Annotated in this window: 22 protein-coding genes and 1 pseudogene; 13 read left to right on the top strand and 10 right to left on the bottom strand. The window is 65.0% G+C overall.

Annotated elements, in window-relative coordinates; all coding sequences use genetic code 11:
• Positions 1-182: 182 nt before the first annotated feature.
• Positions 183-323 (top strand): entericidin A/B family lipoprotein, encoded by a 141-nt coding sequence (locus tag C404_RS0129455; RefSeq protein ID WP_031328687.1) that lies wholly within the window; start codon positions 183-185, stop codon positions 321-323.
• 96 nt (positions 324-419) lie between these two features.
• Here the strand turns inward: C404_RS0129455 and C404_RS60930 are convergent, their stop codons facing one another.
• Positions 420-1313, bottom strand: a complete 894-nt coding sequence (locus tag C404_RS60930) for a phospholipase D-like domain-containing protein (RefSeq protein WP_442792365.1) — start codon at positions 1311-1313, stop codon at positions 420-422.
• Between the two features lie 159 nt (positions 1314-1472).
• Positions 1473-2126: pseudogene (locus C404_RS60935) on the bottom strand (phospholipase D-like domain-containing protein); the annotation flags it as partial.
• Between the two features lie 200 nt (positions 2127-2326).
• Here C404_RS60935 and cls point away from each other — a divergent pair.
• Positions 2327-3763, top strand: a complete 1437-nt coding sequence (gene cls / locus C404_RS31580; protein WP_021192672.1) for a cardiolipin synthase — start codon at positions 2327-2329, stop codon at positions 3761-3763.
• 94 nt (positions 3764-3857) lie between these two features.
• Positions 3858-5120, top strand: a complete 1263-nt coding sequence (locus tag C404_RS31585; RefSeq protein WP_021192673.1) for an MFS transporter — start codon at positions 3858-3860, stop codon at positions 5118-5120.
• A gap of 2 nt (positions 5121-5122) precedes the next feature.
• Here the strand turns inward: C404_RS31585 and C404_RS31590 are convergent, their stop codons facing one another.
• Positions 5123-6124: an AraC family transcriptional regulator gene (locus C404_RS31590; RefSeq protein ID WP_031328688.1), complete on the bottom strand. Its 1002-nt coding sequence runs from the start codon at positions 6122-6124 to the stop codon at positions 5123-5125.
• A gap of 153 nt (positions 6125-6277) precedes the next feature.
• Here C404_RS31590 and C404_RS31595 point away from each other — a divergent pair, with 153 nt between their 5' ends.
• The 10 genes from C404_RS31595 (at position 6278) to C404_RS60885 (ending at position 16976) form a co-directional block, all read left to right on the top strand.
• Positions 6278-7333: a 3-keto-5-aminohexanoate cleavage protein gene (locus C404_RS31595; protein ID WP_021192675.1), complete on the top strand. Its 1056-nt coding sequence runs from the start codon at positions 6278-6280 to the stop codon at positions 7331-7333.
• A gap of 72 nt (positions 7334-7405) precedes the next feature.
• Complete coding sequence (locus C404_RS31600; RefSeq protein ID WP_021192676.1) at positions 7406-8743, top strand: MFS transporter; 1338 nt, start codon at positions 7406-7408, stop codon at positions 8741-8743.
• 134 nt (positions 8744-8877) lie between these two features.
• Positions 8878-9858, top strand: coding sequence for a quinone oxidoreductase family protein (locus C404_RS31605; protein ID WP_021192677.1), 981 nt, complete (start codon positions 8878-8880; stop codon positions 9856-9858).
• Positions 9859-9867: 9 nt separating this feature from the next.
• Positions 9868-10716, top strand: coding sequence for a TauD/TfdA dioxygenase family protein (locus tag C404_RS31610; protein WP_021192678.1), 849 nt, complete (start codon positions 9868-9870; stop codon positions 10714-10716).
• Positions 10717-10784: 68 nt separating this feature from the next.
• The gene (locus C404_RS31615; RefSeq protein ID WP_021192679.1) at positions 10785-11918 is read left to right on the top strand and encodes a porin; all 1134 of its coding nucleotides are present in this window, start codon (positions 10785-10787) and stop codon (positions 11916-11918) included.
• A gap of 113 nt (positions 11919-12031) precedes the next feature.
• Entirely contained in the window at positions 12032-12601 is a 570-nt protein-coding gene (locus C404_RS31620) for an RBBP9/YdeN family alpha/beta hydrolase (protein WP_021192680.1), read from the top strand.
• Entirely contained in the window at positions 12588-13301 is a 714-nt protein-coding gene (locus C404_RS31625; RefSeq protein ID WP_021192681.1) for a DsbA family oxidoreductase, read from the top strand. The genes C404_RS31620 and C404_RS31625 overlap by 14 nt, the downstream gene beginning before the upstream one ends.
• Entirely contained in the window at positions 13291-13608 is a 318-nt protein-coding gene (locus tag C404_RS31630; RefSeq protein WP_021192682.1) for a Rieske (2Fe-2S) protein, read from the top strand. Before C404_RS31625 ends, C404_RS31630 begins: the two co-directional genes overlap by 11 nt.
• A gap of 48 nt (positions 13609-13656) precedes the next feature.
• Positions 13657-15303, top strand: a complete 1647-nt coding sequence (locus C404_RS31635; RefSeq protein ID WP_021192683.1) for a fatty acid--CoA ligase — start codon at positions 13657-13659, stop codon at positions 15301-15303.
• A gap of 116 nt (positions 15304-15419) precedes the next feature.
• Positions 15420-16976: a methyl-accepting chemotaxis protein gene (locus C404_RS60885; protein WP_031328690.1), complete on the top strand. Its 1557-nt coding sequence runs from the start codon at positions 15420-15422 to the stop codon at positions 16974-16976.
• Between the two features lie 174 nt (positions 16977-17150).
• On the opposite strand, the gene C404_RS31645 is transcribed toward C404_RS60885, so the two are convergent.
• The 7 genes from C404_RS31645 to nirD all read right to left on the bottom strand — a co-directional run bounded on the left by C404_RS31645 (position 17151) and on the right by nirD (position 25294).
• Positions 17151-18530 (bottom strand): MATE family efflux transporter, encoded by a 1380-nt coding sequence (locus C404_RS31645; RefSeq protein ID WP_021192685.1) that lies wholly within the window; start codon positions 18528-18530, stop codon positions 17151-17153.
• Complete coding sequence (locus C404_RS31650) at positions 18527-19150, bottom strand: DUF2239 family protein (protein ID WP_021192686.1); 624 nt, start codon at positions 19148-19150, stop codon at positions 18527-18529. The genes C404_RS31645 and C404_RS31650 overlap by 4 nt, the downstream gene beginning before the upstream one ends.
• A gap of 211 nt (positions 19151-19361) precedes the next feature.
• Complete coding sequence (locus C404_RS31655; RefSeq protein WP_021192687.1) at positions 19362-20168, bottom strand: fused MFS/spermidine synthase; 807 nt, start codon at positions 20166-20168, stop codon at positions 19362-19364.
• A 44-nt stretch (positions 20169-20212) separates the two neighbouring features.
• The gene (locus tag C404_RS59015; protein WP_080981240.1) at positions 20213-20560 is read right to left on the bottom strand and encodes a YkgJ family cysteine cluster protein; all 348 of its coding nucleotides are present in this window, start codon (positions 20558-20560) and stop codon (positions 20213-20215) included.
• 127 nt (positions 20561-20687) lie between these two features.
• Entirely contained in the window at positions 20688-23435 is a 2748-nt protein-coding gene (locus tag C404_RS31660; protein WP_031328692.1) for a nitrate reductase, read from the bottom strand.
• Positions 23436-23726: 291 nt separating this feature from the next.
• Positions 23727-24959 carry an NAD(P)/FAD-dependent oxidoreductase gene (locus C404_RS31665; RefSeq protein ID WP_021192689.1) on the bottom strand — a complete coding sequence of 411 codons (1233 nt, stop codon included), beginning with the start codon at positions 24957-24959 and terminating at the stop codon, positions 23727-23729.
• On the bottom strand, positions 24956-25294 hold the full coding sequence (gene nirD, locus C404_RS31670; RefSeq protein WP_021192690.1) for a nitrite reductase small subunit NirD: 339 nt from the start codon (positions 25292-25294) through the stop codon (positions 24956-24958). Before nirD ends, C404_RS31665 begins: the two co-directional genes overlap by 4 nt.
• Positions 25295-25297 lie beyond the last annotated feature (3 nt).

Below are 25297 nucleotides of genomic sequence, written 5' to 3' on the forward strand. Positions count from 1 at the left end.
TTCCCCACGAATGTCCGGGATACGCCGCAAGTGATACGAAAGACTGTCAAAAAGATGCGCCTGACGCACCCTCCGTGCGCAGGGTGGCACTAAAATGCGGGTTGCTCCACCGGATGGGTGGGCAATCACTGGAAACCGTGCAGGATTGCGCGGTAGGCCGCACTACTCACAAGGGGATCAAGATGAAGAAGCTGATTGCACTGGTGGCCCTGGGCTGCGCTTTCCTGGCCGGTTGCAACACGATGGCTGGCGTGGGCAAGGACATCCAGTCGGGTGGCCAGAAGCTGGAAAGCGCTGCCGACAACACCAAGCAGAAGATGTAATGCAGGATTGGCCGGAGCGATTACCCAGCCAGACTTGAAAGATGCTGCAAAAAAACGCCACACATCGTGGCGTTTTTTTTTCGCCCTGCACGCTGCCTACAGCAGTTCTTCCGGCGTGAACGGCGCGAGCATCTGAATCCACATGCGCCGGCCCAGGCTCACGTCCGGCTCGTGATCGGTCACGATCTCCTGGTCGTTCTCGTAGGTGGTCCAGCGCAGGTGGCCATTCACCTGGGTCACGTGGTAGGCGCTACTTCGGGTCGCCGCGTCAAACAACCGCGCCACCGCCTGCGACAGGACCGGGCTGTGGATGATCAGCCCCGTTTCCGTATTGAGCCCGACCGAACGCGGGTCCACGTTCATCGACCCCACAAAGAGCGTACTGCGGTCAACAATGACCGACTTCACGTGCAAGCTCGCCTGCGACGATCGGAACGTGCCGAACATCTTCGGTCGATCACCCAGCGTCGGACGCAATTCATAAAGCTCGACACCATCGTCCAACAACGCACTGCGGTATTTGGCGTAGCCGACGTGCACGATGGGCGCGTCGGTCGCGGCCAGCGAGTTGGTCAGCACGCGCAAGTGCACGCCGCGCTCCTGCAGGCCCTTGGCCACCGCCATGCCACGCACACCCGGCACGAAATACGGCGAGATCAGGATCACCTCGCGCTGGGCCTGGTCAACCTCGTGCATCAGGGTTCGGGCGACGCGCTCCTCGCCGGCGGTAACGTCTTCGCCGGACACCTTGGCCGGGCGATCGACCGTCACCCTTGCCGGTGCCCATTCGAGTCGTAGGCGGTTGCGGGCAATCTGATCCGCCAGGAACCAGTCGCGTGTGGCCGGGCGCAAGGGCAATGCGTCCGTCTGCGCCGGTGGCTGACCCGCCAGCGTGGAGACAGGCCCCTGCGGGCCGGGTGCGGCATCCATGTCGATGTGCTGCGTGGGCACCTCGATGTGTTGTGGCGGCGCGGCGGGGCGATCCGGCATCGTCACCAGCGGCGGATAACTGCCCTCCTTTGGCTCGGGCGGGTGTGCGGTGCTCGGCTCGGGCGCCAGCGCCTCTACGGGATAGGCGAATTCGCTGTTCCAGTACGCATCAAACGCGGCCGACAATTGCCGCACCGCTGGCCCGGCTGCCAGCACATCCAGGTCGACGAAATTGGTGGTCTGGTCCTGCGTGAAATACTCCGCGCCAAGGTTGCGGCCGCCCGTGACGGCCAGCGCGTTGTCGGCGATGAACGCCTTGTTGTGCATGCGCCGGTTGACGCGGCGGAACTCGGCCACGCCGCTCAGGTAGCGCGTCAGGTTCGACATGCGGCCGCCCGGAAACGGGTTGAACAGCCGCACATCGATGTTCTTGTGCGACGAAAACTTGAGGAAGGCCAGGTCGCGCCCGTCGCTGTGGAGGTCATCGACCAGCATGCGCACACGCACACCGCGCTCGGCGGCGGCCCGCACGTGGCGCATCAGCTCGCGCACGGCGTTGTCGCTCGCGATGATGAAGTACTGCAGATCCAGCGTGCGCTCTGCACGGTCAGCCAGCGTGAGCAAGGTGGCATAGGCCTCTTCCCCGGAGGGGATCAGCCGGAAGCCGGACACATCCGCCGACGGCGCCGCAGCCTGCGCCAGACGCCCGAGCGTGGTGGCCGATTCGGCATTGGGCAGCGCATTGCTGACAGGCCGATCGACATGCTCAGGCAGGCTGACACAGCCCGCCAGCCACAGCGCAGCCACCCACGCAAACAAAGCCAGCCACGCGCGGCGAGTCGTGCACGATGGAATCTGCGGGGGCCCTTGCATGTTTGATGGTGTTCTTTTGCTACCGTTGGTCGACAAGACGGCCTCTGCACATCAGCATGCGGCGTGCCACGCCCTCATGTCTGGTGAGCCTACGCCAGCCATACGGCGCCACTGTATCCGTGTTTGTCCGACGCCACTCGGGGCATGTCAGAATGCGCACTTCGTCGTGTGCCGGGCGCAGGGCCTTTTCTCCTTCTTCGATGCCGACCAGTACCACCGCGTTTTTTGCCACCTTCCTCTTCCTCGTCCACAGCGTGGGCGTGCTCGCGGCCATCCATGCGGTGCTCACGGTGCGCACCTCGCAGGGCGCCATTGCCTGGGCGATCTCGCTGGTCACGCTGCCCGAGTTCACGCTGATCCCCTACTTGATCTTCGGGCGCAGCACCTTTGCCGGCTACGTGGATGCCCGCCGCTTCCACAATGCCCGCCTGCGTGAGATCACCCTCTCGGACGATTGGCGCAGCCTGCGCGACCATGAATCCAGTGTGGTCGAGCCGCAGCACGCGAGCATGCAGGCCTTGCCGCGCCTGACCGGCATGCCTTGCCTGTCGCGCAACCGCGTGCGCCTGCTGGTGAACGGCGCCGAAACCTTCGAGGCCATCTTTGCCGCCATGGCCCAGGCGCGCCGCGTGCTGATCGTGCAGTTCTTCATCGTGCACGACGACACGCTCGGCCGTCGCCTGGCAGAGCTGATGCTTGAGCGCGCCCGCGCTGGGGTGCGCGTGTACTTCCTGTTCGACAGCATCGGCTGCCACGCCCTGCCCCGCCACTACGTGCAGCGCTTGATCGAAGGCGGCATCCACGCCAAGCCATTTGCCACGCACGGGGGCTTCGTCAACCGTTTCCAGCTCAACTTCCGCAACCACCGCAAGCTGGTGGTGGTGGATGGCGAGCGCGCCTATGTGGGCGGGCACAACGTCGGCAACGAATACCTGGGCGAAAAGCCGCCACTCTCGCCGTGGCGCGATACCCATATCGAGATCGTTGGAGCGGCGGTGATGGACCTGCAGCTCACCTTTGCCGAAGACTGGTACTGGGCCGCGAAGGAAGTGCCGCAATTGATCGTGCCCGAACAGCGTCCGGTGGAAGACATGGTCTGCCAGGTCGTGCCCAGTGGCCCGGCCGACAAGCAGGAGACCTGCTCGCTGTTCTTCATGGAGGCCATCCAGTCGGCGCGCAAGCGGCTGTGGATCACCACGCCGTACTTCATTCCCGATGAGGCCGTGTTTGCCGCGCTGCGTCTGGCCGTGCTGCGTGGGGTGGATGTGCGCATCCTGATCCCCTCTCGACCGGACCACCGCGTGGTGTTCCTGGCCTCGACGCTGTACGCGCATCAGGCCATCCGCGCGGGCGTGAAAATCTACCGCTACCTGCCCGGCTTCCTGCACCAGAAAGTCGTGCTGATCGACGACGATGCGGCCGCCGTGGGCAGCGCCAACCTCGACAACCGCTCGTTCCGCCTGAACTTCGAGGTGATGGTCATGACCGCCGACCACCGCTTCGCCAGCGACGTTGCACACATGCTCGACGCCGACTTTGCGGAAGCCACCCGCATCGGCCGCGACGAATACGAGCGCGCCCACCCGCTGCGCCGCGTGATCATGCACGTCGCCAAGCTGTTCGCGCCGATCCTGTAGTCGCGCTTCGAATTCACCCGCAAGAAGCGGAGCGCCACAACGCAGCGCCCTCCCTAACCTGAAGCCCAGCACTTTCAGGACTAGGAGACGTGCGATGCCCGCCCCCCTTGATTCATCGATCGACCGCCTAACTGCCGGCTTCAACCGGCTGGCGGGTTCCAACCTCGCCGCGCAATCCGCCGAGCAGATCGCGCTGGCCGCCATGCCGATGGTGGCGGTGCTCACCCTGCATGCCGATGCCAGTACAGCGAGCTGGCTGCAGGTGGCGCTCACGCTGCCGTTCGTGCTGTTTGCCATTCCCGTTGGGATGCTGGCGGCCCGTTGGCCCAAGCGCACGTTGATGGCCGGCGCAGAAGCGGTGCGTGCTGCGGCACTGTTCGGGGTGGCAGGGCTGCTGCTCGCGGGCCAACTGAGTCTGACGGCGCTGGTGGTGCTGGGCTTCGTGGCGGTCTGCGGCACGGTGGTGTTCAGCGTGGCAGCACCGGCGTTGGTGCCGTCGCTCGTGCCACCGGCGATGCTCTCGCGTGCCAACGGGCGCATCGAACTGGCGCGCACCGTGGCGTTTGCCTGCGGCCCGGCCATCGGTGGCGCGCTGATCGGATGGACCGGCGCCATGACGGCCTTCGTGCTGGCCGCCGCGCTATCCGTTGGTGCAGCAGCGCTGCTGACGGGCGTGCCCGCGCCCACGCCTGCAGCACGGCATGCGACGCATCCGCTGCGCGACATCGCCGAGGGTACGCGCTTCGTGTTCCGTCACCCGCTGCTGCGGCCGGTGTTCATCACGCAGTGTCTCTTCACGATGTCCTTTTTCATGGTGCTCGCCATATTCGTGCCGTATGCGGCGAACCGGCTTGGGCTGTCGGCGCAGGCCATCGGGCTCACGCTCGGGATGTATGGTGCGGGCATGGTGATCGGCGCACTGCTCGCTGCACGCATCCTGGCGCGCTGGCGCTTTGGCCACGTGGTGGCGACCGGCCCGGTGTGCGGGCTGGCCGGTGGTGCGTTGCTGGCAGCGACGCTCTGGCAACCGTGGCCGGCGCTCGCCCATGCGGGGTTCTTCATGCTGGGCTGTGGGCCGATCCTATGGGTGGTCAGCACGACCACGCTACGGCAGACAGTCACGCCGCCCGCGCTGCTGGCACGCGTGTCGGCGGTGAACGTGATGTCGTACGGTGCACGGCCGGTGGGTGCTGCATTGGCGGCATGGCTGGCGGCGCAGGCGGGTATGGGTGCGTGCCTGCTGATGGCGCTGGCCGGCTTTGCGCTGCAGTTGTTGTGCATTCTCCAGTCGCCAGCAGTCCGGCTCGCGCGTCAGCCGAGCCCGGATGACGCCGATACCGCGCTCAACCCAGCCTGACGCTATGGCGTCTGCGCATCGCGCCATGCGCGCGGCGTCATGCCGAAGTGGGCGACGAACCAGCGCGTGAATGATGCCTGCCGCGTGTACCCCAGCAGCGCCGCCACGCGGCCGATCCGGTAACTCGGGTTCGCCATGTAGCGGACGGCCAGGTTGTGGCGCACCTCCTCCACCAGTTCGGAGAACGTGGCACCGGCAGACTCCAACTGCCGCTGCAAGGTGCGTGCGCTCAGGTGAAGGTGCTCGGCCACCTGCTCCACCGAGGCACGCTCCAGCGGCAACAGCAGATACACCGCGCGCCGCACTTCCTGCACCACCGCATCCGGCCCCGACACGTTGAGCGGCTCGGCCAGGCTTTCTGCATAACGCACGAGCGCCGGGTCAGCGGCTGGATTGGGCGTCTCCAGATCGGCCGCCACGCAGACGATGCCGTTGAAATCGCTGTCAAACACGATCGGGCAGCCGAACACGCGGCGGTGCAGGCTGACATCCGCCGGGGCCGCATGTGTGAAGTGGATGCCGCGCGGCTTCCAATGCGTGCCCAGCAGCGCACTGCAAATGCGGGCCAGCACACCCACGGCCAACTCGTTGGCCTGACGCAGTGGCACAGGCGTCTCGGTGATGATCTCCTCGCGGATGACCACCATGTCGCCATCCGACTCCAGATAGACCGCCAGTGCCTCGTTCATGAGATGGCGGTACTGGATGATGGCCTGCAATGCCTCGCGCAAGGTGCGTTTGTGACCCAGCAGCAGGCCGAGCACGCCAAAGTCCAGCTCCTGCCGCGCCTCGGCCATCTGCAGGCCGAGTGTCGGGCATGGCGCACTGGCCGCCGTGAGCTCCATCAACTGGCAGATCGCCACCACGGGCACGAGCTGTTCCGTGTCGGCCAGCTTGGCTGGGTCGAGCCCCACCTGCCGCAACGCCTCCTGCGGGTTGAAACCGAGCCGCCGCACGACCTGAAAATAGCCGTTCAGCGACCGGGCGCGCACCATTGTCTCCATGGATTTCCGCCAGTATCAGGGGCCACGTGAGCCCTCTTGGTGTTTACACGGAATGGCGCACAAAGAGAAAAACTTGGCGCCAAATGAGAAATACAACCCTACCGTCTCCCTATAGTGGAGTCCACCAGAGACATCCCTTACAGGAGACACACCGTGCAATTCCTCGATGATTCGCTGCACCCCGAGAACCAAGACAAGGTCGTCATTACCGCCGCACCGTACGGCCCGGAATGGATGCCGGAAGATTTTCCGGAAGACATCCCGGTCACGATGGAAGAACAGGTGCAGAAAGCCGTGGATTGCTACAACGCCGGTGCCACCGTGCTGCACCTGCATGTGCGCGAGCTGGACGGCAAGGGCTCCAAGCGGCTGTCGAAATTCAACGAGCTGATTGCCGGCGTGCGCGCTGCGGTGCCGGACATGATCATCCAGGTGGGCGGCTCGATTTCGTTTGCGCCGGAAGACGAGGGCCAGGCCGCCAAGTGGCTGTCGGACGACACGCGCCACATGCTGGCCGACCTGACCCCGACGCCCGATCAGGTGACCGTGGCCATCAACACCACGCAGATGAACATCATGGAGCTGCTGTATCCGGAATACCTGGAAGGCACCTCCCTGTCACACCCCGCGCTGCAGCAGGCCTACCGCGAGATGACCGTGCCGGCCGGCCCGCAATGGCTGGAAGAACACCTGCGCCGCCTGCAGGCGGCCGGCGTGCAGCCGCACTTCCAGCTCACCGGCATCCATGCGATGGAAACGCTGGAGCGCCTGGTGCGCAAGGGGCTCTACAAGGGCCCGCTCAACCTCACGTGGATCGGCATTGGCGGTGGCTTTGACGGCCCCAACCCGTTCAACTTCTTCAACTTCATCCACCGCGCGCCGGACGGCTGCACGCTGACGGCGGAGTCGCTGCTCAAGAACGTGCTGCCGTTCAACATGATGGCCATGGCCATGGGCCTGCACCCGCGCTGCGGCATTGAAGACACCATCATCGACCAGCACGGCAATCGCATGACCTCGGTGCAGCAGATCGAGCAATGCGTGCGCGTGGCCAAGGAACTGGGGCGCGAAATCGCCAGTGGCAAGGAGGCCCGCGCGATCTACCGCATCGGCACCTGGTACGACAGCGCCGAGGAAACGCTGGCAGCCCACGGCATGGCCCCCAACCGTGCGCCGAACGTGAAGAACCTGCCGCTGCGCGCGGCCTAAACTACAAGACGCACTTTCACCGGGCCCAACACAGGCGGCGCTCAACGCAAGCGCCGCCACTCGGAGACAACCATGAATCTGCATGCCGCCGACCCGCGCGCAGACCAAGACGACTACCTCGTCAGCCGCCCCCAGGCGTGGTTTGCATTTGCAATGACCTTTGCGCTGATGCTGTTCGATTACATCGACCGGCAAGTCATCGTGTCGCTGTTCCCGCATCTGAAGACAGCCTGGGCGCTGTCGGACAAACAACTCGGCGCACTCGTCTCGGTCATCTCGATCGTGGTGGCGGTGGGCGGCTTGCCGGTGGCGCTGCTGGCCGACCGCTTCAGCCGCGTCAAGAGCATCGTCATCATGGCGACGGTGTGGAGCCTGGCCACCATCTCGTGCATGTTCACGCGCAACTACGCGCAGTTGTTCACCGCGCGTGCCATCGTGGGTGTGGGTGAAACCGGTTACGGCTCGGTGGGTGCAGCGCTCATCGCCAGCCTCTTCCCTAAACGCCTGCGCGCCACGCTGATGGGCGCCTTCTTTGCAGCAGCATCAGTGGGCTCGGTGCTCGGCGTGCTGCTCGGCGGTGTGATCGCGGCGCGCTGGGGCTGGCAGGCAGCCTTTGGCGTGGTGGGCGTGCCGGGGTTGCTGCTGGCACTGCTCTACGTGTTTGTGCCGGACTACAAGACAGTGGCGATGACACCCGGTGCGGCGCAGGCTCGGCAGTCGGCTGGCACGCTCCTGCAACGCGTGGCTGGCGCACTCACCAATTCACGCACGCTTTGGTGGACCTGCCTGGGCGCAGCCTTCCAGCTGATTGTTGTATCGACCATCTGGTCGTGGCTGCCGAGCTACCTGAACCGCTACCACGGCACACCGCCGGACCGCGCCGCAATGCAGGCCGCGCTGGTTGTGCTGTGCGGCGCGCTCGGGGCCTTCGTGTGGGGCGTGGTGGCTGACGTGGTGGCGGCACGCCGTCAACGCAACCGGCTGATTGCCGTGGCGGTGCTGGCCATCGTGACGCTGCTGGTGTTCACAACGGCGTTCGGCACGACCATGCCGGCCAACCAGCAATTCCTGCTGATCGCCTTCGGTGGTTTCCTGATGACGTGCACGGTGGCGCCAGCCTCCAGCGTGGTGTTCGACGTGGTCCACCCGGGTGTGCGCTCCACAGGGGCTGCGGTGCTCTCGCTGTTCCAGAACCTGTTCGGCCTGGCGATCGGCCCGTTCGTGGGTGGCGCCATGTCCGATGCGTGGGGCCTGCAGACCGCACTGGCTGTCATGCCGATCTTCGGTGTGGCTGCAGCAGGTTGCTTCTTGCTGGCTGCGCGCAGCTACGAGGCCGAACTGCAACGCGTGGCCAGCGTGCAAGTGGATGCAGCGCCGGCCCTCAGCCCCTCTGCGGTGGCCTCTGCATGAGCACCTAGCCCGACTTAACCGCGCGCTGCCTCCCGAGGCGCCTCCATCCCCTCTCCGCTTTGACCGCGGCTCGCCCAGCGAGCCGTGCCGGTGGCGCGCACCCCAAACATCTGAAAAAAACCTGGAGATACCCCATGGCAACCGCAGTCCGCTTTCATGAAACCGGCGGCCCCGAAGTCTTGCGCTGCGAGACCGTCGAAGTCGGCCGCCCTGGCCCCGGCCAGGTCCGCCTGCGCCACGAGGCCGTCGGCCTGAACTTTGCCGATACCTACTTCCGCTCTGGCCTGTATCCGGTGCCGTTGCCCGCCGGCATGGGTGTTGAAGCGGCAGGCATTGTCGAGGCCGTGGGTGATGACGTGACCAACGTCGCCGTGGGCGACCGCGTGACCTACACCGGCTTCATCAACACGCTGGGCGCCTACAGCACCGAACGCTTGATCCCCGCCGCACCGCTCATCAAGTTGCCCGACGCCATCGCCTGCGAAACCGCCGCCGCCATGACCATGCGCGGCCTGACCTCGGCCTACCTGCTGCGTCGCATCTATCCGTTTGCCAAGGGCGATACGGTGCTGCTGCACGCGGCTGCAGGGGGCGTGGGGCTGATCGTTTCGCAATGGGCCAAGCTGCTCGGGCTGACGGTGATCGGCACGGTGTCGAGCGAAGCCAAGGCGGACATCGCCCGCGCACATGGCTGTGACCACGTCATCAACTACACACATGAAGACGTCGCCAAGCGCGTGCGCGAGCTGACCGACGGCGTGGGCGTCAACGTGGTGTTTGACAGCGTGGGCAAGGCCACCTTTGATGCGTCGCTCGATTCGCTCAAGCGGCGCGGGCTCATGGTGTGCGTGGGCACGGCCTCGGGCCCGATCCCGCCGTTCAATCCGCAACTACTGGCGATGAAGGGCTCGCTGTACATGACGCGTCCGGCGCTGGCGGATTACATCGTTGATCCAGCCGAGAAAGCGGCGCTTGCCGGCGAGCTGTTCGACCACGTCGCAGCCGGGCGCATCCGGATCGAGATTCACCAGCGTTACGCACTCGAAGAGGCCGTGCAGGCGCACCGCGATCTGGAAGCACGCAAGACGACGGGCTCATCCGTCTTCGTCATCTGAGGCACCGCCATGCGTATCGAACCCTTGACCAACGCGCTCGGCGCAGAACTCATCGGCGTGCAATTGGCTGATGCCGTTGAAGACCATGGCCTGTTCAATGAGATCCGCGCTGCGCTGCTCAAGCACCGCGTGGTCTTCCTGCGCGATCAGGACCTGAGCCGCGCGCAGCACGTCGCCTTCGCCCGCCGCTTTGGTGATCTGGAAGACCACCCTGTCGCCGGCAGCGACCCTGAGCACCCTGGCCTCGTGCGCATCTACAAGACGCCCGACCACCCGAACGACCGCTACGAAAATTGCTGGCACTCCGACACGACATGGCGTGAGGCACCGCAGTTTGGCGCCGTGCTGCGCTGTGTGGAATGTCCGCCCGTGGGCGGCGACACCATGTGGGCCAACATGGCGCTAGCCTACGAAAAGCTGCCCGATGACGTGAAGCGCGAGATCGCCGATCTGCGCGCACGCCACAGCATCGAAGCGAGCTTTGGTGCGGTCATGCCGATCGAGAAGCGCCTCGCGCTCAAAGCGCAGTACCCCGATCCGGAACACCCGGTGGTGCGCACGCACCCCGAGACCGGCGAGAAGGTGCTGTACGTGAACGGCTTCACCACGCACTTCACGAACTACCACACGCCTGCACGCGTGCGCTATGGGCAGGACGCCACCAACGGCGCTTCAGAGCTGCTGCGCTACCTGATCAGCCAGGCGTACATCCCCGAATACCAGGTGCGCTGGCGCTGGAAGCCGAACAGCGTGGCCATCTGGGACAACACCGCCACGCAACACTACGCGGTCATGGATTACCCGCCGTGCCACCGGAAGATGGAGCGCGCCGGGATCATCGGCAGCAAGCCGTTCTAACGACCTCCGGGGCGCTTGGTACACCCAACGCACCCGGAGGCGACCACACCAAGAGGAGACCCTGCAACATGAAGAAGAAACACATCGCCCCCTTTGCGCTGCTGGCCTGCGCAGGCGCAGCCAGCGCACAATCCGGCGTCACGCTGTATGGCGTGGTGGACACCAACATCGAATATGCGACGAACTTGCCCGGCGCCACCCCGGGCAGTTCGGGCAATCGCGTGTCGATGCAGAGCGGCGGCCTGTCGGGCTCGCGCTGGGGCATGCGCGGGGTGGAAGACCTGGGCGGCGGCCTGAGTGCGCTGTTCGTGCTGGAGAGCGGCTTTGCGAGCGACACGGGGCAATCGCAGCAAGGGGGCCGCCTGTTCGGCCGCCAGGCTTACGTGGGGCTGAAGAGCAGCACGGTGGGGCAGTTCACGTTCGGCCGCCAGTACACGACGCTGTTCCAACTGCTCGCCAACTTCGAGCCAATGGCGTATTCCACGCAGTACGAACCGGCTGCGGTGCAGACCGGCGTCAATTTCCGCTCGGACAACACCGCCATGTACACCGGCACCTTTGGCCCCGTCACCGCACAGGTGCACTGGTCATTTGGCACCGGCGCGCCCAGCGCCAACCCCACGGGCGGCGGCAATGGCGAGGTACCCGGCCAACCCCGGCGCGACAGCGGCTACGGTGCGGGTGTGGCGTACTCTGCTGGCCCGCTGGGCGCCACGCTGGCCTACGACCAATACAACCCGAGCGTGGCACTGGGCGGCGGCGCCTTCAGCTCGGGCACTGTGCGCAAGGCCGCGCTGGCCGGCAGCTACCTGTTCGGCGATGTCATCAAGGTCATGGGCGGCTACCGGTGGGGCCAGAACAAGAACGCCAATGGCAGCGTGGCGCTGCGTGACGACTACTACTGGGCCGGCGTGAACTACCAGGCCACCAATGCACTGGGCCTGTCGCTCGAATACTCGTACCAGAAGATCAAGACGATCAACAGCGCACCCTCCACGCAGGCCAATCCGTGGCAGGTCGCGGTCATTGCCGACTACACCCTTTCCAAGCGCACCGACCTGTACCTGACCACGGCCTACGCGCGCAATGCAGGGCTGGCCCTGGACCAGGCCTCGGTGGATCTGAACGCCACCGGTTACGGCTTGGCCACCGGCAAGACCAGCATGATCGGCGCGGCTGTGGGCATCCGTCACAAGTTCTGAGTGGCCTACACCACGGGAGGCGGTTGCCGCCGTCTCCCCGGTCGGCATTCGAGGAGGGCGACCTCCTCGTTTTTTCTTCCACGCTGTCTTTCACGCCGTAGCGATCCACAACGATGTCCAAGCTCTCTCCCACGATCCTGATGGTGCCCGGTCTGCGCGACCACGTGCCCGAACATTGGCAGACACTGCTGCAGGCCAAGCTGCAGGCCGACGGCATCAAAACCGCCTCGGTGCCACCGCTGGAAGTCGACAAGCTGAGCTGCACAGCGCGCGTGACGGCGCTGGACAAAGCGCTGGCCACCATCGACGGGCCGGTCGTTCTGGTTGCGCACAGCGCGGGCGTGATGATCACCGCGCATTGGGCACGCCGGCATGCGCGCAAGATCCACGGCGCGCTGCTCGCGACGCCGGCCGATCTCGACACACCGCTGCCGTCGGGTTACCCCACCCACGACGCGCTGCAGACGAACGGCTGGCTGCCCTGCCCGCGCCGGCCGCTGCCGTTTCCGAGCATCGTCGCGGCCAGCCGCAATGATCCGCTCGCCGCTTACGATCGCGTGGCCGACATGGCCGCCGACTGGCGCAGCTGCCTAGTCGATCTGGGCGAAGTTGGGCACCTGAATCCCGCTGCGGGGTTCGGCCCGTGGGCGGATGCGGAAGCGCTGATCCATGACCTCCTTTGATCGACACGCTCCCGCGCGCCATGCAGTGCCAGCGCCGCAGCGTACGCAGCTCACCATCGACGTCTTCTTCGATCTGATCTGCCCGTGGTGCTGTATCGGCACACGCCATCTGGCCAGCGCGCTACGCACATTTGCAGCGCTGCGCCCCGACATGTGCCCCAAGGTGCAATGGCGCTCGACTCAACTGCTGCCAGACACACCCGTTGAAGGCGAGCCCTACCAGGCGTTCTACCTCAACCGCCTGGGCAGCCCCGCGGCCGTTTCCGCGCGGCGCGCCCAAGTACAGCAGGCTGGGCATGCCGCCGGTATCGAGTTCGATTTCGCGCGCATCAGCATCCTGCCCAATACCCAGCGCGCTCACCGTTTGATCGGCGGGTTTCTGCAGCGCAATGCCGATGCGCAACCGGCCCCACTCATCGAGCGGTTGTTCCGTGCCTATTTCCAGGAAGGCGAAGACATCGGCGACGACGACGTTCTGCGGCGCCTGGCAGCGGAATGCAGCCCCACGCAAGGCGCCACACACGCCGCGTGCTCAGCCATCACGCCAACGCAGGCACCGCTTGGGGTGGAGGTGTCGGGGGTGCCCTACTACGTCTTCAACTCGGAGATCGCGGTCTCGGGTGCACATCCGCCAAGCGCCCTGTTGCATGCCATGCAACGCGCTGTTTCTCCACAGCAATGGGCACACCATGCCGCGTAACGTCACGGTCACCCGCACGAGCGAACTGCCTCCCGGCCAACGCAAGCTGGTCTTCGTGGAGGGCCGCAGCATCGTGCTGTTCAACGTCGAGGGCCACCTTCATGCCGTCGACAACAGTTGTCCGCACACCGGCGCGTCGCTGGCCGGTGGGCGCTTGGATGGCAAGGTTCTGCAATGCCCCGCGCACGGCCTGCGGTTCGACCTCGCGACGGGCTGCACACCGGGTGCAAACGGCTTGTGCCTGAAGACCTTCCCGGTGCGCGCCGTTGAGGACGACATCGTCCTCGTGGTGGATGGCGCTGCCTGACCCCGCTGCTCGCCCACACGGGCTTCCCTCTGCAACGCTCTCACCCTCATGCAAGACAACCTGATCAACCCGACCCCATCGGCCTACACCTACCCGCTGCTCGTCAAGCAGTTGCTGACCAATTCGCAATGCCTGTACGGCGATCAGGAGATCACGTATCGCGGTGAACTGCGATACAGCTACCGTACGTTTCGCCAACGTATCGGCCAGTTGGCTTCAGCCTTGGCGGCGCTGGGCACACAGCACGGCAACACCGTGGCAGTCATGGACTGGGACAGCCATCGGTATCTGGAGAGCTACTTCGGCATCCCGATGATGGGCGCGACGCTGTTCACCGTGAACGTGCGCCTCTCGGCACAGCAGATTCTCTACACGCTGAATGACTCTGGCGCCGAGGTGGTGCTGGTGCACGCAGACTTCCTGCCCCTTCTGGAAGAGATCCGGGCGGAACTGCAGTCGGTGCGTCAAGTGGTGGTCATTGCCGATGGGCAAGCCGTGCCGCAGACCGGCTTTGCAGTCGCGGGTGAATATGAGGCGCTGCTGGACCGGGCCTCACCCGACTTTGCGTTTCCCGAGTTCGACGAACACACCCGGGCGGCCACGTTCTACACCACCGGCACCACCGGCGACCCCAAGGGCGTGAGCTACAGCCACCGCGACATCGTGCTGCACACGCTGACCACCGGCATGGCACTCAGCGCGCCACGCGATGGGCAACGGCTGCACCGTGAAGACGTCTACATGCCGATCACGCCGATGTTCCATGTGCTGGCCTGGGGCATGCCCTACATTGCAGTCACGCTGGGCCTGAAGATCGTCATGCCGGGGCGCTACGCACCGGACGTTCTGCTCAAGCTGCACGACACCGAGCGCGTCACGTTCTCGCACTGCGTGCCGACCCTGCTGCAGATGCTGTTGCAAGCCTCGGAAGGCGGCATGGTTGACCTGTCGGGGTGGAAGATCATCATCGGCGGTTCGGCGCTGTCGCCCGCGCTCTGCGAGGCAGCGCTTGCGCGTGGTATCGACGTGTTCGCGGGTTACGGCATGTCGGAGACGGGCCCCGTGGTATCGCTGGCGCAACTGCCGCCCAAGTTCCGACCATCGAACCGGCAGGAAGAGGTGCGCATGCGCTGCTCAACCGGGCGCCCCGTGCCGATGGTCGACTTCCGCATCGTCGACGATCAGCTGCGCGATGTGCCCCACGACACCAGGGCCCAGGGCGAAATCGTCCTGCGCGCCCCCTTCCTCACCCAGGGCTACTTCAAGAAGCCCGAAGCCTCCGAAACGCTTTGGGAAGGCGGGTACCTGCATACGCAAGACGTTGCGGTGATGGGGCCCGACGGCTTCGTACAGATCGTCGATCGCATCAAGGACGTGATCAAGACCGGCGGTGAATGGGTGTCGTCGATCGAGGTGGAGCAACTGATTGCCGAGGTGCCGGGCGTGCTGGAGAGCGCGGTCATCGGCGTGCGTGACGCGAAGTGGGGCGAGCGCCCCATGGCTTTCGTCGTCCGCAAGACCGGCAGCCACGTGAAGGCCGAGACCATTCGCGAGCACCTGCTGCAGCACGTCGATGCCAAGCGCATCAGCAAGTACGCGGTGCCGGAACTGGACCGCATCGCCTTTGTGGCCGAGATCCCGAAGACCAGCGTCGGCAAGATCAACAAGAAGGTACTGCGCGATCACGCGGCGTGATTCGGCTTTCGATCCCGCCGGAACATCGGCTGAACGACATGGCCTGCGCCAGGTGATAAGGCCGCCTGGCGCGGTCTGTCGCATGTTCGCATCCGTGCGCCTCACTCCTTGCCACCATGAACACACTCAGTATCAAGACACGGTTGATTCTTCTGGTTTCCGTCCTGCTGGCGTTGCTCACGCTGTCTTGCGTCATGGGCCTGCTGCGAATGCACCAGGCCAACACGGTAGTCGAGGCGCTCTACAACGACCGCGTGGTACGCCTCGGGCAGCTCAAGATCGTCTCCGACAGCTATGCGGTTGGTATCGTGCAGATAGCGCAGGAAGCGCTGGATGGCGCCGTCACGCCCGCTGACGCGGCACAGAAGCTTGCCGCCGCGCAGTCGGGCATCAAGCAGGCATGGAAAACCTACGCCGGTGCGCCTCTGGCGCATCAGGAAAGCGCGTTGGTGGCGCAGGTCGATCCGTTGATGAAACGGGCAGACGTTGCGATCGGGCTCCTGCTTGATCGCTTGAAAGCCAACGACATCGATGGGCTACGTGCCAGCATCAGCAGCGAGACGCCCCCGGTCGTGAAGCCTGTCGTGCGAGTGCTTGGCCAGTTGACCCAGTTGCAAATGGCCATCGCAAAGCAGGAGTACGTGCAGACTCAAGCGGCGTACCGGGCTGCGCTGTGGCGCGTCATTGGCGCGATGGCATTGGCACTCTTCGCTGCCGTGTTGGCCTGCGGGTGGTTGATCCGCTCCATCACCAGGCCGCTGGCGGAAGCGGTTCGCGTGGCAAAAACCGTGGCCGCCGGCGACTTGACTTGCCGAATCGCGGTCTCGGGTCGCGACGAAACGAGCCAGTTGCTGGCCGCGCTCAAACACATGAATGAGAATCTGCTGCATATCGTCGGCGGCGTGCGCGCAGGCAGCGAGGCCATCGGGTCGGCAACGCAACAGATCGCTGCAGGGAATCTCGACCTGTCTTCGCGTACGGAACAGCAGGCCGCTTCGCTCGAAGAAACTGCGTCCAGCATGGAGCAATTGACGGGCACCGTGCGGCAAAACGCCGACAACGCCCGGCAGGCAAGTGCGCTCGCAGACAACGCCTCGGAGACTGCCAGTCGCGGCAACGACGTAGTCACGCGCGTGATCGGAACGATGGGGCAGATCGGCGAGAGCTCGACAAAGATTGCCGACATCATCGGCATCATCGAGGGCATCGCGTTCCAGACCAATATCCTGGCGCTCAACGCGGCAGTGGAAGCGGCCCGAGCCGGCGAGCAGGGGCGTGGCTTTGCCGTGGTTGCCGGCGAGGTGCGCACGCTCGCCCAACGCTCATCCAGTGCAGCCAAGGACATCAAGGGCCTGATCGAAACCTCCGTCACCCGCGTAGCGGCCGGCACCGAACTCGCCGGCCGCGCCGGACGCACGATGCAGGAGATCATGCGCGCCGTGGCTCAGGTCACCGACATCATGAGCGAGATTGCCGCTGCGTCGGAGGAGCAGAGCCGAGGCATCGAGCAAGTCGGGCAGGCCGTCACGCAGATGGACGAAGTCACACAGCAGAATGTGGCGCTCGTGGAACAAGCCACAGCGGCCGCGCAATCGCTCGAAGATCAGGCCGCCGAACTCAAGGCAGCAGTGGCGGTGTTCCGGTTGACCCCGACGGCATCGGCGGCCTCTTGAAGGCGATCGGTGCACTCGGTGCTCGCGCCAGGCCTCATTGCCCATGAGGACGAGATACCGAAGGCCCGCGTCGGCAAGATCAACAAGAAGGCACTGCGCGAACGCTCGGTGTCGAGCGCTTGGCCCACTGAACGCCGGTGCTGCCGCGTGCGCAGCGCCCCGGCGAACCCACCATCACACCATGCGGCGAATACCAAAGCGCTGCGCGCGGCGCCGCCACACCAAACCGTAGTACGCCCCCTGCATCACGAACATGGCGATGAACGCAGCGGGATACGCCGCCCAGATGCCATCGGTGCCGATGTGCCGGCTCAGCATCCACGCTACCGGCACTTCCACCGCGGCAATCGCGAGGATGGAGATGGCCGTGGGCGCCATCACCGTGCCGCTGGCGCGCATCACGCCCGAGAACACACTCGCCATGCCAAAGATGACCGAGCTCCACAGTGAAATATGCAGCAGGCTCTGGGCCAGGCTCATCACTTCCGTGTTGGTGGTGAACCAGCCGATCACGGAGCGCGAGAATAGCAGCGCCAGCACCACCAGCAGCCCGGTGATCGCCACGTTGAGCACCAGCCCGGTGCGGGTGATGGCATCTAGCCGATCCGTGTTGCCCGAGCCAATGGCCTGGGCGCCCAGGATCGACGCGGTAATGGCGATCGACATGGCCGGGAACTGCACGTAGCTGATGATCTGCGTGCCGGCGCCGTAGGCGGCCGTGGCATCCGAGCCGAAGCTGTTGACGAACGACAGCAGCGCCAGCTCGGCAATCGAGATCACCACAAGCTGAACGCCCGTCGGCACGCCGATCTTCAGGACGGTTTTGAGCACACCAAAATCGACCCAAAGATGCCGTGCCAGCACGGCATCCGGCGCGAGCGGATGGTTACGGCGGCGCAGGAAGAACGCCAGCCACACCAGCGCGATCGTGAACGAGATGATGGTTGCCACCGCACCGCTGGCCACACCCAGCTGCGGCAAACCAAACCAGCCGCGAATAAACGTTGGCGTCAGCACCAGCCCAATCGACGTGGACAGCGCCAGAGTACGCAACGGCGTGCGCGTGTCGCCCACACCGCGCATCATCGCGGTGGCCAGCAGGTAGACGAACAGACCCGGCATGGCGTAGAGCATGACGCTGGCGTAGAGCGTGGCGTCCTGCAGGATGTCGGCCGGTGTGCCGAGCCAGCCGAGCAGCGCGTGCGCGAACGGCCCACCCAGCAGCGCCACGGCCAAGCCCACGGCAAAGCCCACCGACAGCGTGGTGCCCGCCACGGTCTTCATCGCCTCCGGCTTCTTGGCGCCCCACGCCTGGCCGATCAGCACCGCCGCGCCCGAGCCCAGCCCAATGATGAAAGCGATGAAGAAAAACAGGATCGGGAAGAACGCCGACACCGCTGCCAGTGCCTTCACACCCAGCATGTGCCCGACGTACACGTTATTGAGCGTGCCCGACAACGATTGCAGGATGTTGGCCAGAATCAGCGGCCCGAGAAAGGCCACGAAGGTCCGCCACAGCGGGCGGGGTGTCGGTACTGCGGAAGGTGCCGTCATGCAGCCGCCTCTTCTTGTGAGTGGGTATCGAACGCGGCGCGCGCCAGTTCACGCGCGAAGTCGCGCACGTCGGCAGGCCACGTTTGGGTAAGGGATTGGAATGCACCGGCATCGCCTGCGAACAACGCGCGCGTGGCCTCTTCAAAGCCTGCGGCATTGCCGGCCATGACCGCCATGAAGCGGTAGGCCGCCTCCTGTGCAGCGCGGCGGCGGTCGGCGCCTTCGGTCGCGCGGCGTGCGTGTTCCACCAGCTTGCGCAAGGTGACGGACGCCCCGCCTGGCTGCGCGGCCAGCCAGTCCCAGTGACGCGGCAATAGCGTCACCTCTCGGGCGATCACGCCCAGTTTGGGCCGGCCGGGGCCGCGCGGGCGGCACTCCGTATCAGCGGGCGCTGGCGCGGGCGACGTTGTGCGATCGAGTCGCGCGAGCACTTCATCCAGTGTGCCGCGCAGGTCGAGTTCCACGGGCTGCGCGGTTGCGTTGTCGAAGACGAGAACTTGGGAGTCGGGGTGCGCGTCGAGGTGCGCTTTGACCGCCAGGGCGACATCGCGGACGGGCCCGCCGGCTAGGCGTCGGGTGCCGGCAAAGGCCGTGCACGCGCGGATTGCTGTGGCATCCATGGGAATGTGCTCCTGTTGCGAATTTCAACAGGAATGCATTCTACCCGGGCTTAATTAAGAATCAATATTATCCGGGTGAAAAGTATCGGCAAGCCCCACCCCTGCCCCCAGCGAACACGGGAATCCCGGAATCCAAGCCTTGTTGGTAGCCCACACATGGGGCATGAGATCGCAATCGATCCGGCTGACTCCGCTCTCGTCAGCCAGCCGGTCAGTTCACCCGCGCTTGCCAGGACCTGCGATCCAACACGGGCCGCTCGCGCTGCTTCAGGTGACGCGCTGCCGAGCACAAGTCCTGCACGTGCTCAGCTTCCAGACTCCGGGCACGCGTGAGCAACGTGTTTGACGACGGAAGCTTCCCTTTCCAGGCCACCAGCGTGTAGTTGCCACCATCCTCGGAAAGCCAAATGGAGAATGACTCGCCAAATACCGAACGCACCTCGTCCAGGTAGAAGGGAATATCGGGGTCTGTTTCCAGAAAATTGGCGACCAGCACACCGTTGTCAGCAAGCCGCGCGCGACACGCCGCGTAGAAGTCCGCCGTACCGAGTTGCGCGGGCATGCCGCACGCCAGGAAGCCGTCTACCAAAATGACATCCGGGTGCGCTTCCCGGCCTTTGACGTATTCCACGCCATCTGCGCAGATCACTTCGAAGCGGCCGTCATCCGGCGGGATCTGGAATGCATCGCGCAGGGCGATCACTGCCGGATCAATCTCAATGGCCGCGACGTGGGTCTCGGGAAGATGGTGGTAACAATATTTGGCCAGCGATCCGCCGCCCAAGCCGATGATCGATATCCGAGCCGGCGCCGGCTGCAGGAGCAAAAAGCTCATCATCGTGCGGGTATAGCCGAGCACCAGCTTGTTGGGCGCGTTACGGAACATGAGGCTCTGTATCGCGGAGTCATCGAATTGGAGCGACACAATGTGGCCCGACTCCAGCACCATGGGCACGCCGTCGTCGGCGTCTACAGGGAGTGGCAGGTCGGTATCAAGGAGGGGGTCGAAGGCGTCCATCCGCGCATTCTATTGCGTGAGGCCGTTAGAACTGGCTCACGTTCTCAGACCAGTACGTGACGTGTTTCGACAAAGAAGCGCTGAATCTGCCGTTCAATGTCCGGATCGATCATCTGGTCCGGCCGCTTTCCATTTGGACAAGCAAGCCTCGGTGTCGTCCCAAACAAGCGGCAGATCAAGGGGCGTTCCAGATACACACTGCATCCCTTGGCATCAAGATGCGGGCAACTCAGGTTTGCCAATGCCGCTTCGTGCTCGGCATCGCTCTTGACGGGAAGTCTCGACATCTCTTCCGTTGAGGTTGTCACCGGGCCACAGCAATCATGACAGCCGGGGATGCACTCAAAGGCTGGAATGCGTGAGCGAAAAAATCTGATCTTTTGACTATGCATTGGCGAACGTATCCGGGACTCGACCAGACGAGATGATAAGGCGTTGCCCCAATGCGGTACCGCCATCAAAAGAAGGGACTGCGGTTGCCGCCCCGTCTTTTCGATGACACATCTTGCTGCCGTGACATTACGCCGCCTCTTCCGTCAGCACACGCGCCTCCACCAACAGCCGCTTGAGCTCCGGCACGCAGGAGCCGCAATTGCCGCCTGCCTTCAGGCAAGCCGTGATTTCGCCGGTTGAGCTCAGCCCCTGGGTGCGGATGGCATCGCAGATGGTGTTGCGGCCCACGCCAAAGCAGGAGCACACGGTCGGGCCCACATCCGCGCCGGCTTCGATCGGTTGGCCGAGCAGTACGCCCGCGCGGTTGAGGTCTTCTAGGCGCTCCTGCGCGAACAGCCCCGCCAGCCAGTTGCGCGATGGTAGGTCCGGGCGCGGCGAGAGAAACACGCAGGCTTCGATACGGTCGTCCACCACATGCACCGCGCGGTAGACGCGCGCGGTGGCGTCTTCGTATTCGAGCCAATCGGCATGCGGGTCATCCACGCTGAGCAGCTTGCGCGCCCAGTCATGCACGTTACCGAGTGGCTGGCGGCCGGCCAGTTCATACCGCACGAATTGTTTGCCCTGAATGCGCGTCCACCACGTTGCTTCGTCGGTATCCAGTGCGCGGCGCGAGAGCACGAAACCGTGCCATGCCACGTCAAACGGCTCCACCATCACCGGCGTGTGCTTGAACTCGGGCTCGCCCGATATCGGGTCCACCTCCGGATTGACGACCGCGCCCACGCGCGCGTCGGAGGCGAACTGGCCGTTCCAGTGGATCGGCACGAACACGCTGCCGCGCGCGATGCCGCCCGTCATGCGCACACGCGCCACGACGCTGCCCCAGCGCGAGGACACGCGCGCCAGGTTACCCTCGCGCACGCCGGCCAGCAGCGCATCGTGCGGGTGCAGGTCGACAAACGGTTCGGGAACGTGGTCCGCCAGCTTGGGCGCGCGGCCGGTGCGCGTCATGGTGTGCCACTGGTCGCGCACGCGGCCGGTGTTGAGGATGAGCGGATATTCGCCATCCGCCGCATGTGCCGGTGCGCGGGCCGACGTGGGTACGAAGCGCGCGCGACCATCGGCATAAGCGAAACGGCCATCGCTGAAGAGGCGCGCCTCGCTGGTGCCCGGCATGGCGACGGGCCATTGCGTGGGCACCATGCTGTCGTACGCGTCGGCATCCAGCCCTGTCAGCCCGCCAAGGTGGAAGGCCCTGCGCACGCCGTGCGCATCGTTGGCGTAGGCGGACAGGCGTGCGTGTTCGTCGAACACATCGTGCGGGCTTTTGAAATCGAAGCCGTCGTAGCCCATGCGGCGGGCGACGTCGGCAATGATGTCCCAGTCGGCACGCGCCTCGCCGGGCGCTGGCAGGAAGGCGCGCTGGCGCGAGATGCGGCGCTCGGAGTTCGTCACCGTGCCGTCTTTCTCGCCCCAGCCGAGCGCGGGCAGCGCGATGTCGGCCAGCACGGTGGTATCGGTGGCTTCCACGATGTCAGACGCGACAACCAGTTCGCACTTGGCCAGCGCACGGCGCGCCTGGTCGGCATCGGGCAGGCTGACCACGGGGTTGGTGCCGATGATCCACACGGCCTTCACGCGCCCGTCTTCAATGGCATTGAACAGGTCGACCGCCTTCAGGCCCACCTTGTCGGCCATGCGGGGCGCGTTCCAGAACGTCTGCACCAAGTCGCGATGCGCAGGCTCGTTCAACTCCATGTGCGCGGCCAGCATGTTGGCGAGGCCGCCCACTTCGCGCCCGCCCATCGCATTCGGCTGGCCGGTAATCGAGAACGGCCCCATGCCCGCACGCCCGATACGGCCGGTCAGCAGATGGCAGTTGATGATGCTATTGACCTTGTCGGTGCCCGCGCTGGATTGGTTGACCCCCATCGAGAATGCCGTGATGGTCCGTTCTGTGTTGGCAAACCAGCTGTAGAACGTGAGCAGATCGTCGAGCTTGAGCTTGCAGGCCTTGGCGACGGCTTCCACGTCTTCGCTCTCGGTGCCGGCGGCTTGCAGTGCGGCGTCGGGGCCGTTGGTGTGCAGCGTGACGAAGTTGCGGTCCACCACGCCGCGCCGCGAGAGGAATGACAGCAGGCCGTTGAACAGCCACACATCGGTGCCGGGCTTGATGGGCAGGTGCAGATCGGCCAGTTCGCACGTGGCGGTGTGGCGTGGGTCGACCACCACGACCTTCATCTCTGGCCGTGCTTCTTTGGCGCGCACGATGCGCTGGAACAGGATGGGGTGGCACCAGGCGGTGTTGGAGCCGACTAGCACGATCAGGTCTGCCGCTTCGAGATCGTCGTAGCAGACGGGCACGAGGTCTTCGCCAAACGCGCGCTTGTGCCCGGCCACGGCGGACGACATGCAGAGGCGTGAGTTGGTGTCGATGTTGGCGGTGCCGATGAAGCCCTTCATCAGCTTGTTGGCGACGTAGTAGTCCTCGGTTAGCAACTGGCCGGAGACGTAGAGGGCGACGGCGTCGGGGCCGTGTTGGTCGATGATGCGGCGGAAGCCCTGGGCGATGGTGTTGAGGGCGGTGTCCCACGATGTGCGTTGCAGTGGCGCGATGGGTGCGTCCAGGTCATGCGAGCGATCGCGCATGGCGGGATGCAGTAAGCGGCCTTCGAGGCTGACGGTTTCCCCGAGCGCGGAGCCCTTTACGCATAGGCGCCCTGCGTTGGCGGGATGCGTCGGGTCGCCTTGAATGCTGACAGTGCCATCCGCTTGCGGGGTAGCAAGCACGCCGCAGCCGACGCCGCAGTAGGGGCAGGTGGTGCGCACGGCGTCCGTTGTCGGCTGAATAGGGATGGTCTTCATCGTCATTTCCGTGTTGCTCTGTACGTGTTTGGTGCATCCCTGGTTTCATCCCCTGCCGGGGCTGACTCACTTTCTTTGTCTTGCCAAAGAAAGTAAGCAAAGAAAGGCGCGCCCGAGATGGCGACCCATCCCTTGAATTTTCGTAACCGGGCGGGGAAGGAGGCAAACTCGCTGCGCTCAAACAGGCCTCCTTCCTTTTTCCGCCCGCTTACGAAAATTCAAGGCGCCATCTAGGGCATCAACGGCCACACCGTCTGTATGCAAGGGTGTCGCCGGTTTCGTGTCTTGCCTCTCTCACTACGCGGCCTCCGCTTCGCATAGGGCGCGGCCGAATAGCAGTCGTTGGCGGATTGGGGTGATGGGGGTCTGGCGTTGGATCAGGTCGAAGTACCACGGGCCGTCGGCCACATCGCCGTACAGCACTGCGCCGACCACACGATCGTCTTTCAGGACGAGGCGCTTGTAGACGCCGCGGCGCGGGTCACGCAGCACGATGTCTTCGGTGCCTTCGCCGCCGATAAAGTCGCCAGCGGAGTACAGGTCGACGCCCGTGACCTTCAGCTTGGTCGCGGTGGCCTGTTGGATGTAGCGGCGGTGGCCGGCGCCGGCAAGGTGTGCGGCGCAGACGCGGGCTTGGTCCCAGATGGGGGCGACGAGGCCAAAGGTGGCGCTGCGGTGCTGCACGCATTCGCCTACGGCGTAGATGCGGGGGTCGTACGTTTGCAGCGTGTCGTCTACGATGATGGCGCGTTCGCAGTGCAGGCCGGCGGACTTGGTGAGTTCGATGTTCGGGCGCACGCCGGCGGTCATGACGACGAGGTCGGCGGGAATCTGCGTGCCGTCTTTGAAGCGCACGGCCGTCACACGATCGGTGCCGAGCAATTCGGCCGTGTGGGCGCCGAGCAGGAAGCGCAGGCCTTTGGCCTCCAGTGCTTTCTGCAGCAACAGCGCGGCGGGCTTGTCGAGCTGGCGCTCCATCAGCGTGTCGGACAGGTGGACGACCGTCACGTCCATGCCCTGGCGCATCAGGCCGTTAGCGGCCTCCAGGCCGAGCAGGCCGCCGCCGATGACGACTGCATGTCGATGGTTACGCGCGGCTTCCAGCATCGTCTCCACATCTTGAATATCGCGGAAGGCGATCACGCCCGGCAGCAGGTGACCCGGCACAGGCAGGATGAACGGCCGCGAGCCGGTGGCGATCAGGAGGCGGTCGTACTGCATTTCTACGCCGTCGCGCGAGCGCAGCGTGCGGCGGGGGCGGTCGATACTCACCACCGGGTCGCCCGCGTGCAGCGTGATGTGGTTCTGCACATACCACTCGCGCGTGTTGAGCATGATGTCGTCGACTTGCTTCTCACCTGCAAGCACCGGCGAGAGCAGGATGCGGTTGTAGTTGCCGTGCGGCTCTTCGCCAAACACGGTGATGTCGTACAGCTCCGGCGCCAGCTTGAGTAGCTCTTCGACCGTGCGCATGCCGGCCATGCCGTTGCCGATGACGACGAGCTTGGGGCGCGCGGTCCGGGCATTCATACAGCCACCCAGATACGTCCGTCTTCCACCTTCGTCGCGTATGCATGCACCGAGTTGGCCGGCGCCTCCAGGCACTCCCCCGTTGCCAGGTCAAAGTGCTGCTTGTAGATCGGCGAGGCGACGACAATGCGATCCCCCAGGTTGCCGACCAGTCCGCGCGAGAGTACAGCCGCATCGGCGTTGGGGTCGTAGTTGCCGATGGCGTAGACCCGCTGCGGCGCACTGCCCGCAACGTGGAACACGGCGACCTGCTCGCCCTCCACCAACGCACACACGCCGGTGTTGGGCACGATGTCGTCCAGCGAGCAAACAGGGGTCCAGCGAGGTGCTTGCATGAT

The organism is Ralstonia sp. AU12-08 (assembly GCF_000442475.1).
Lineage (GTDB): Bacteria > Pseudomonadota > Gammaproteobacteria > Burkholderiales > Burkholderiaceae > Ralstonia > Ralstonia insidiosa.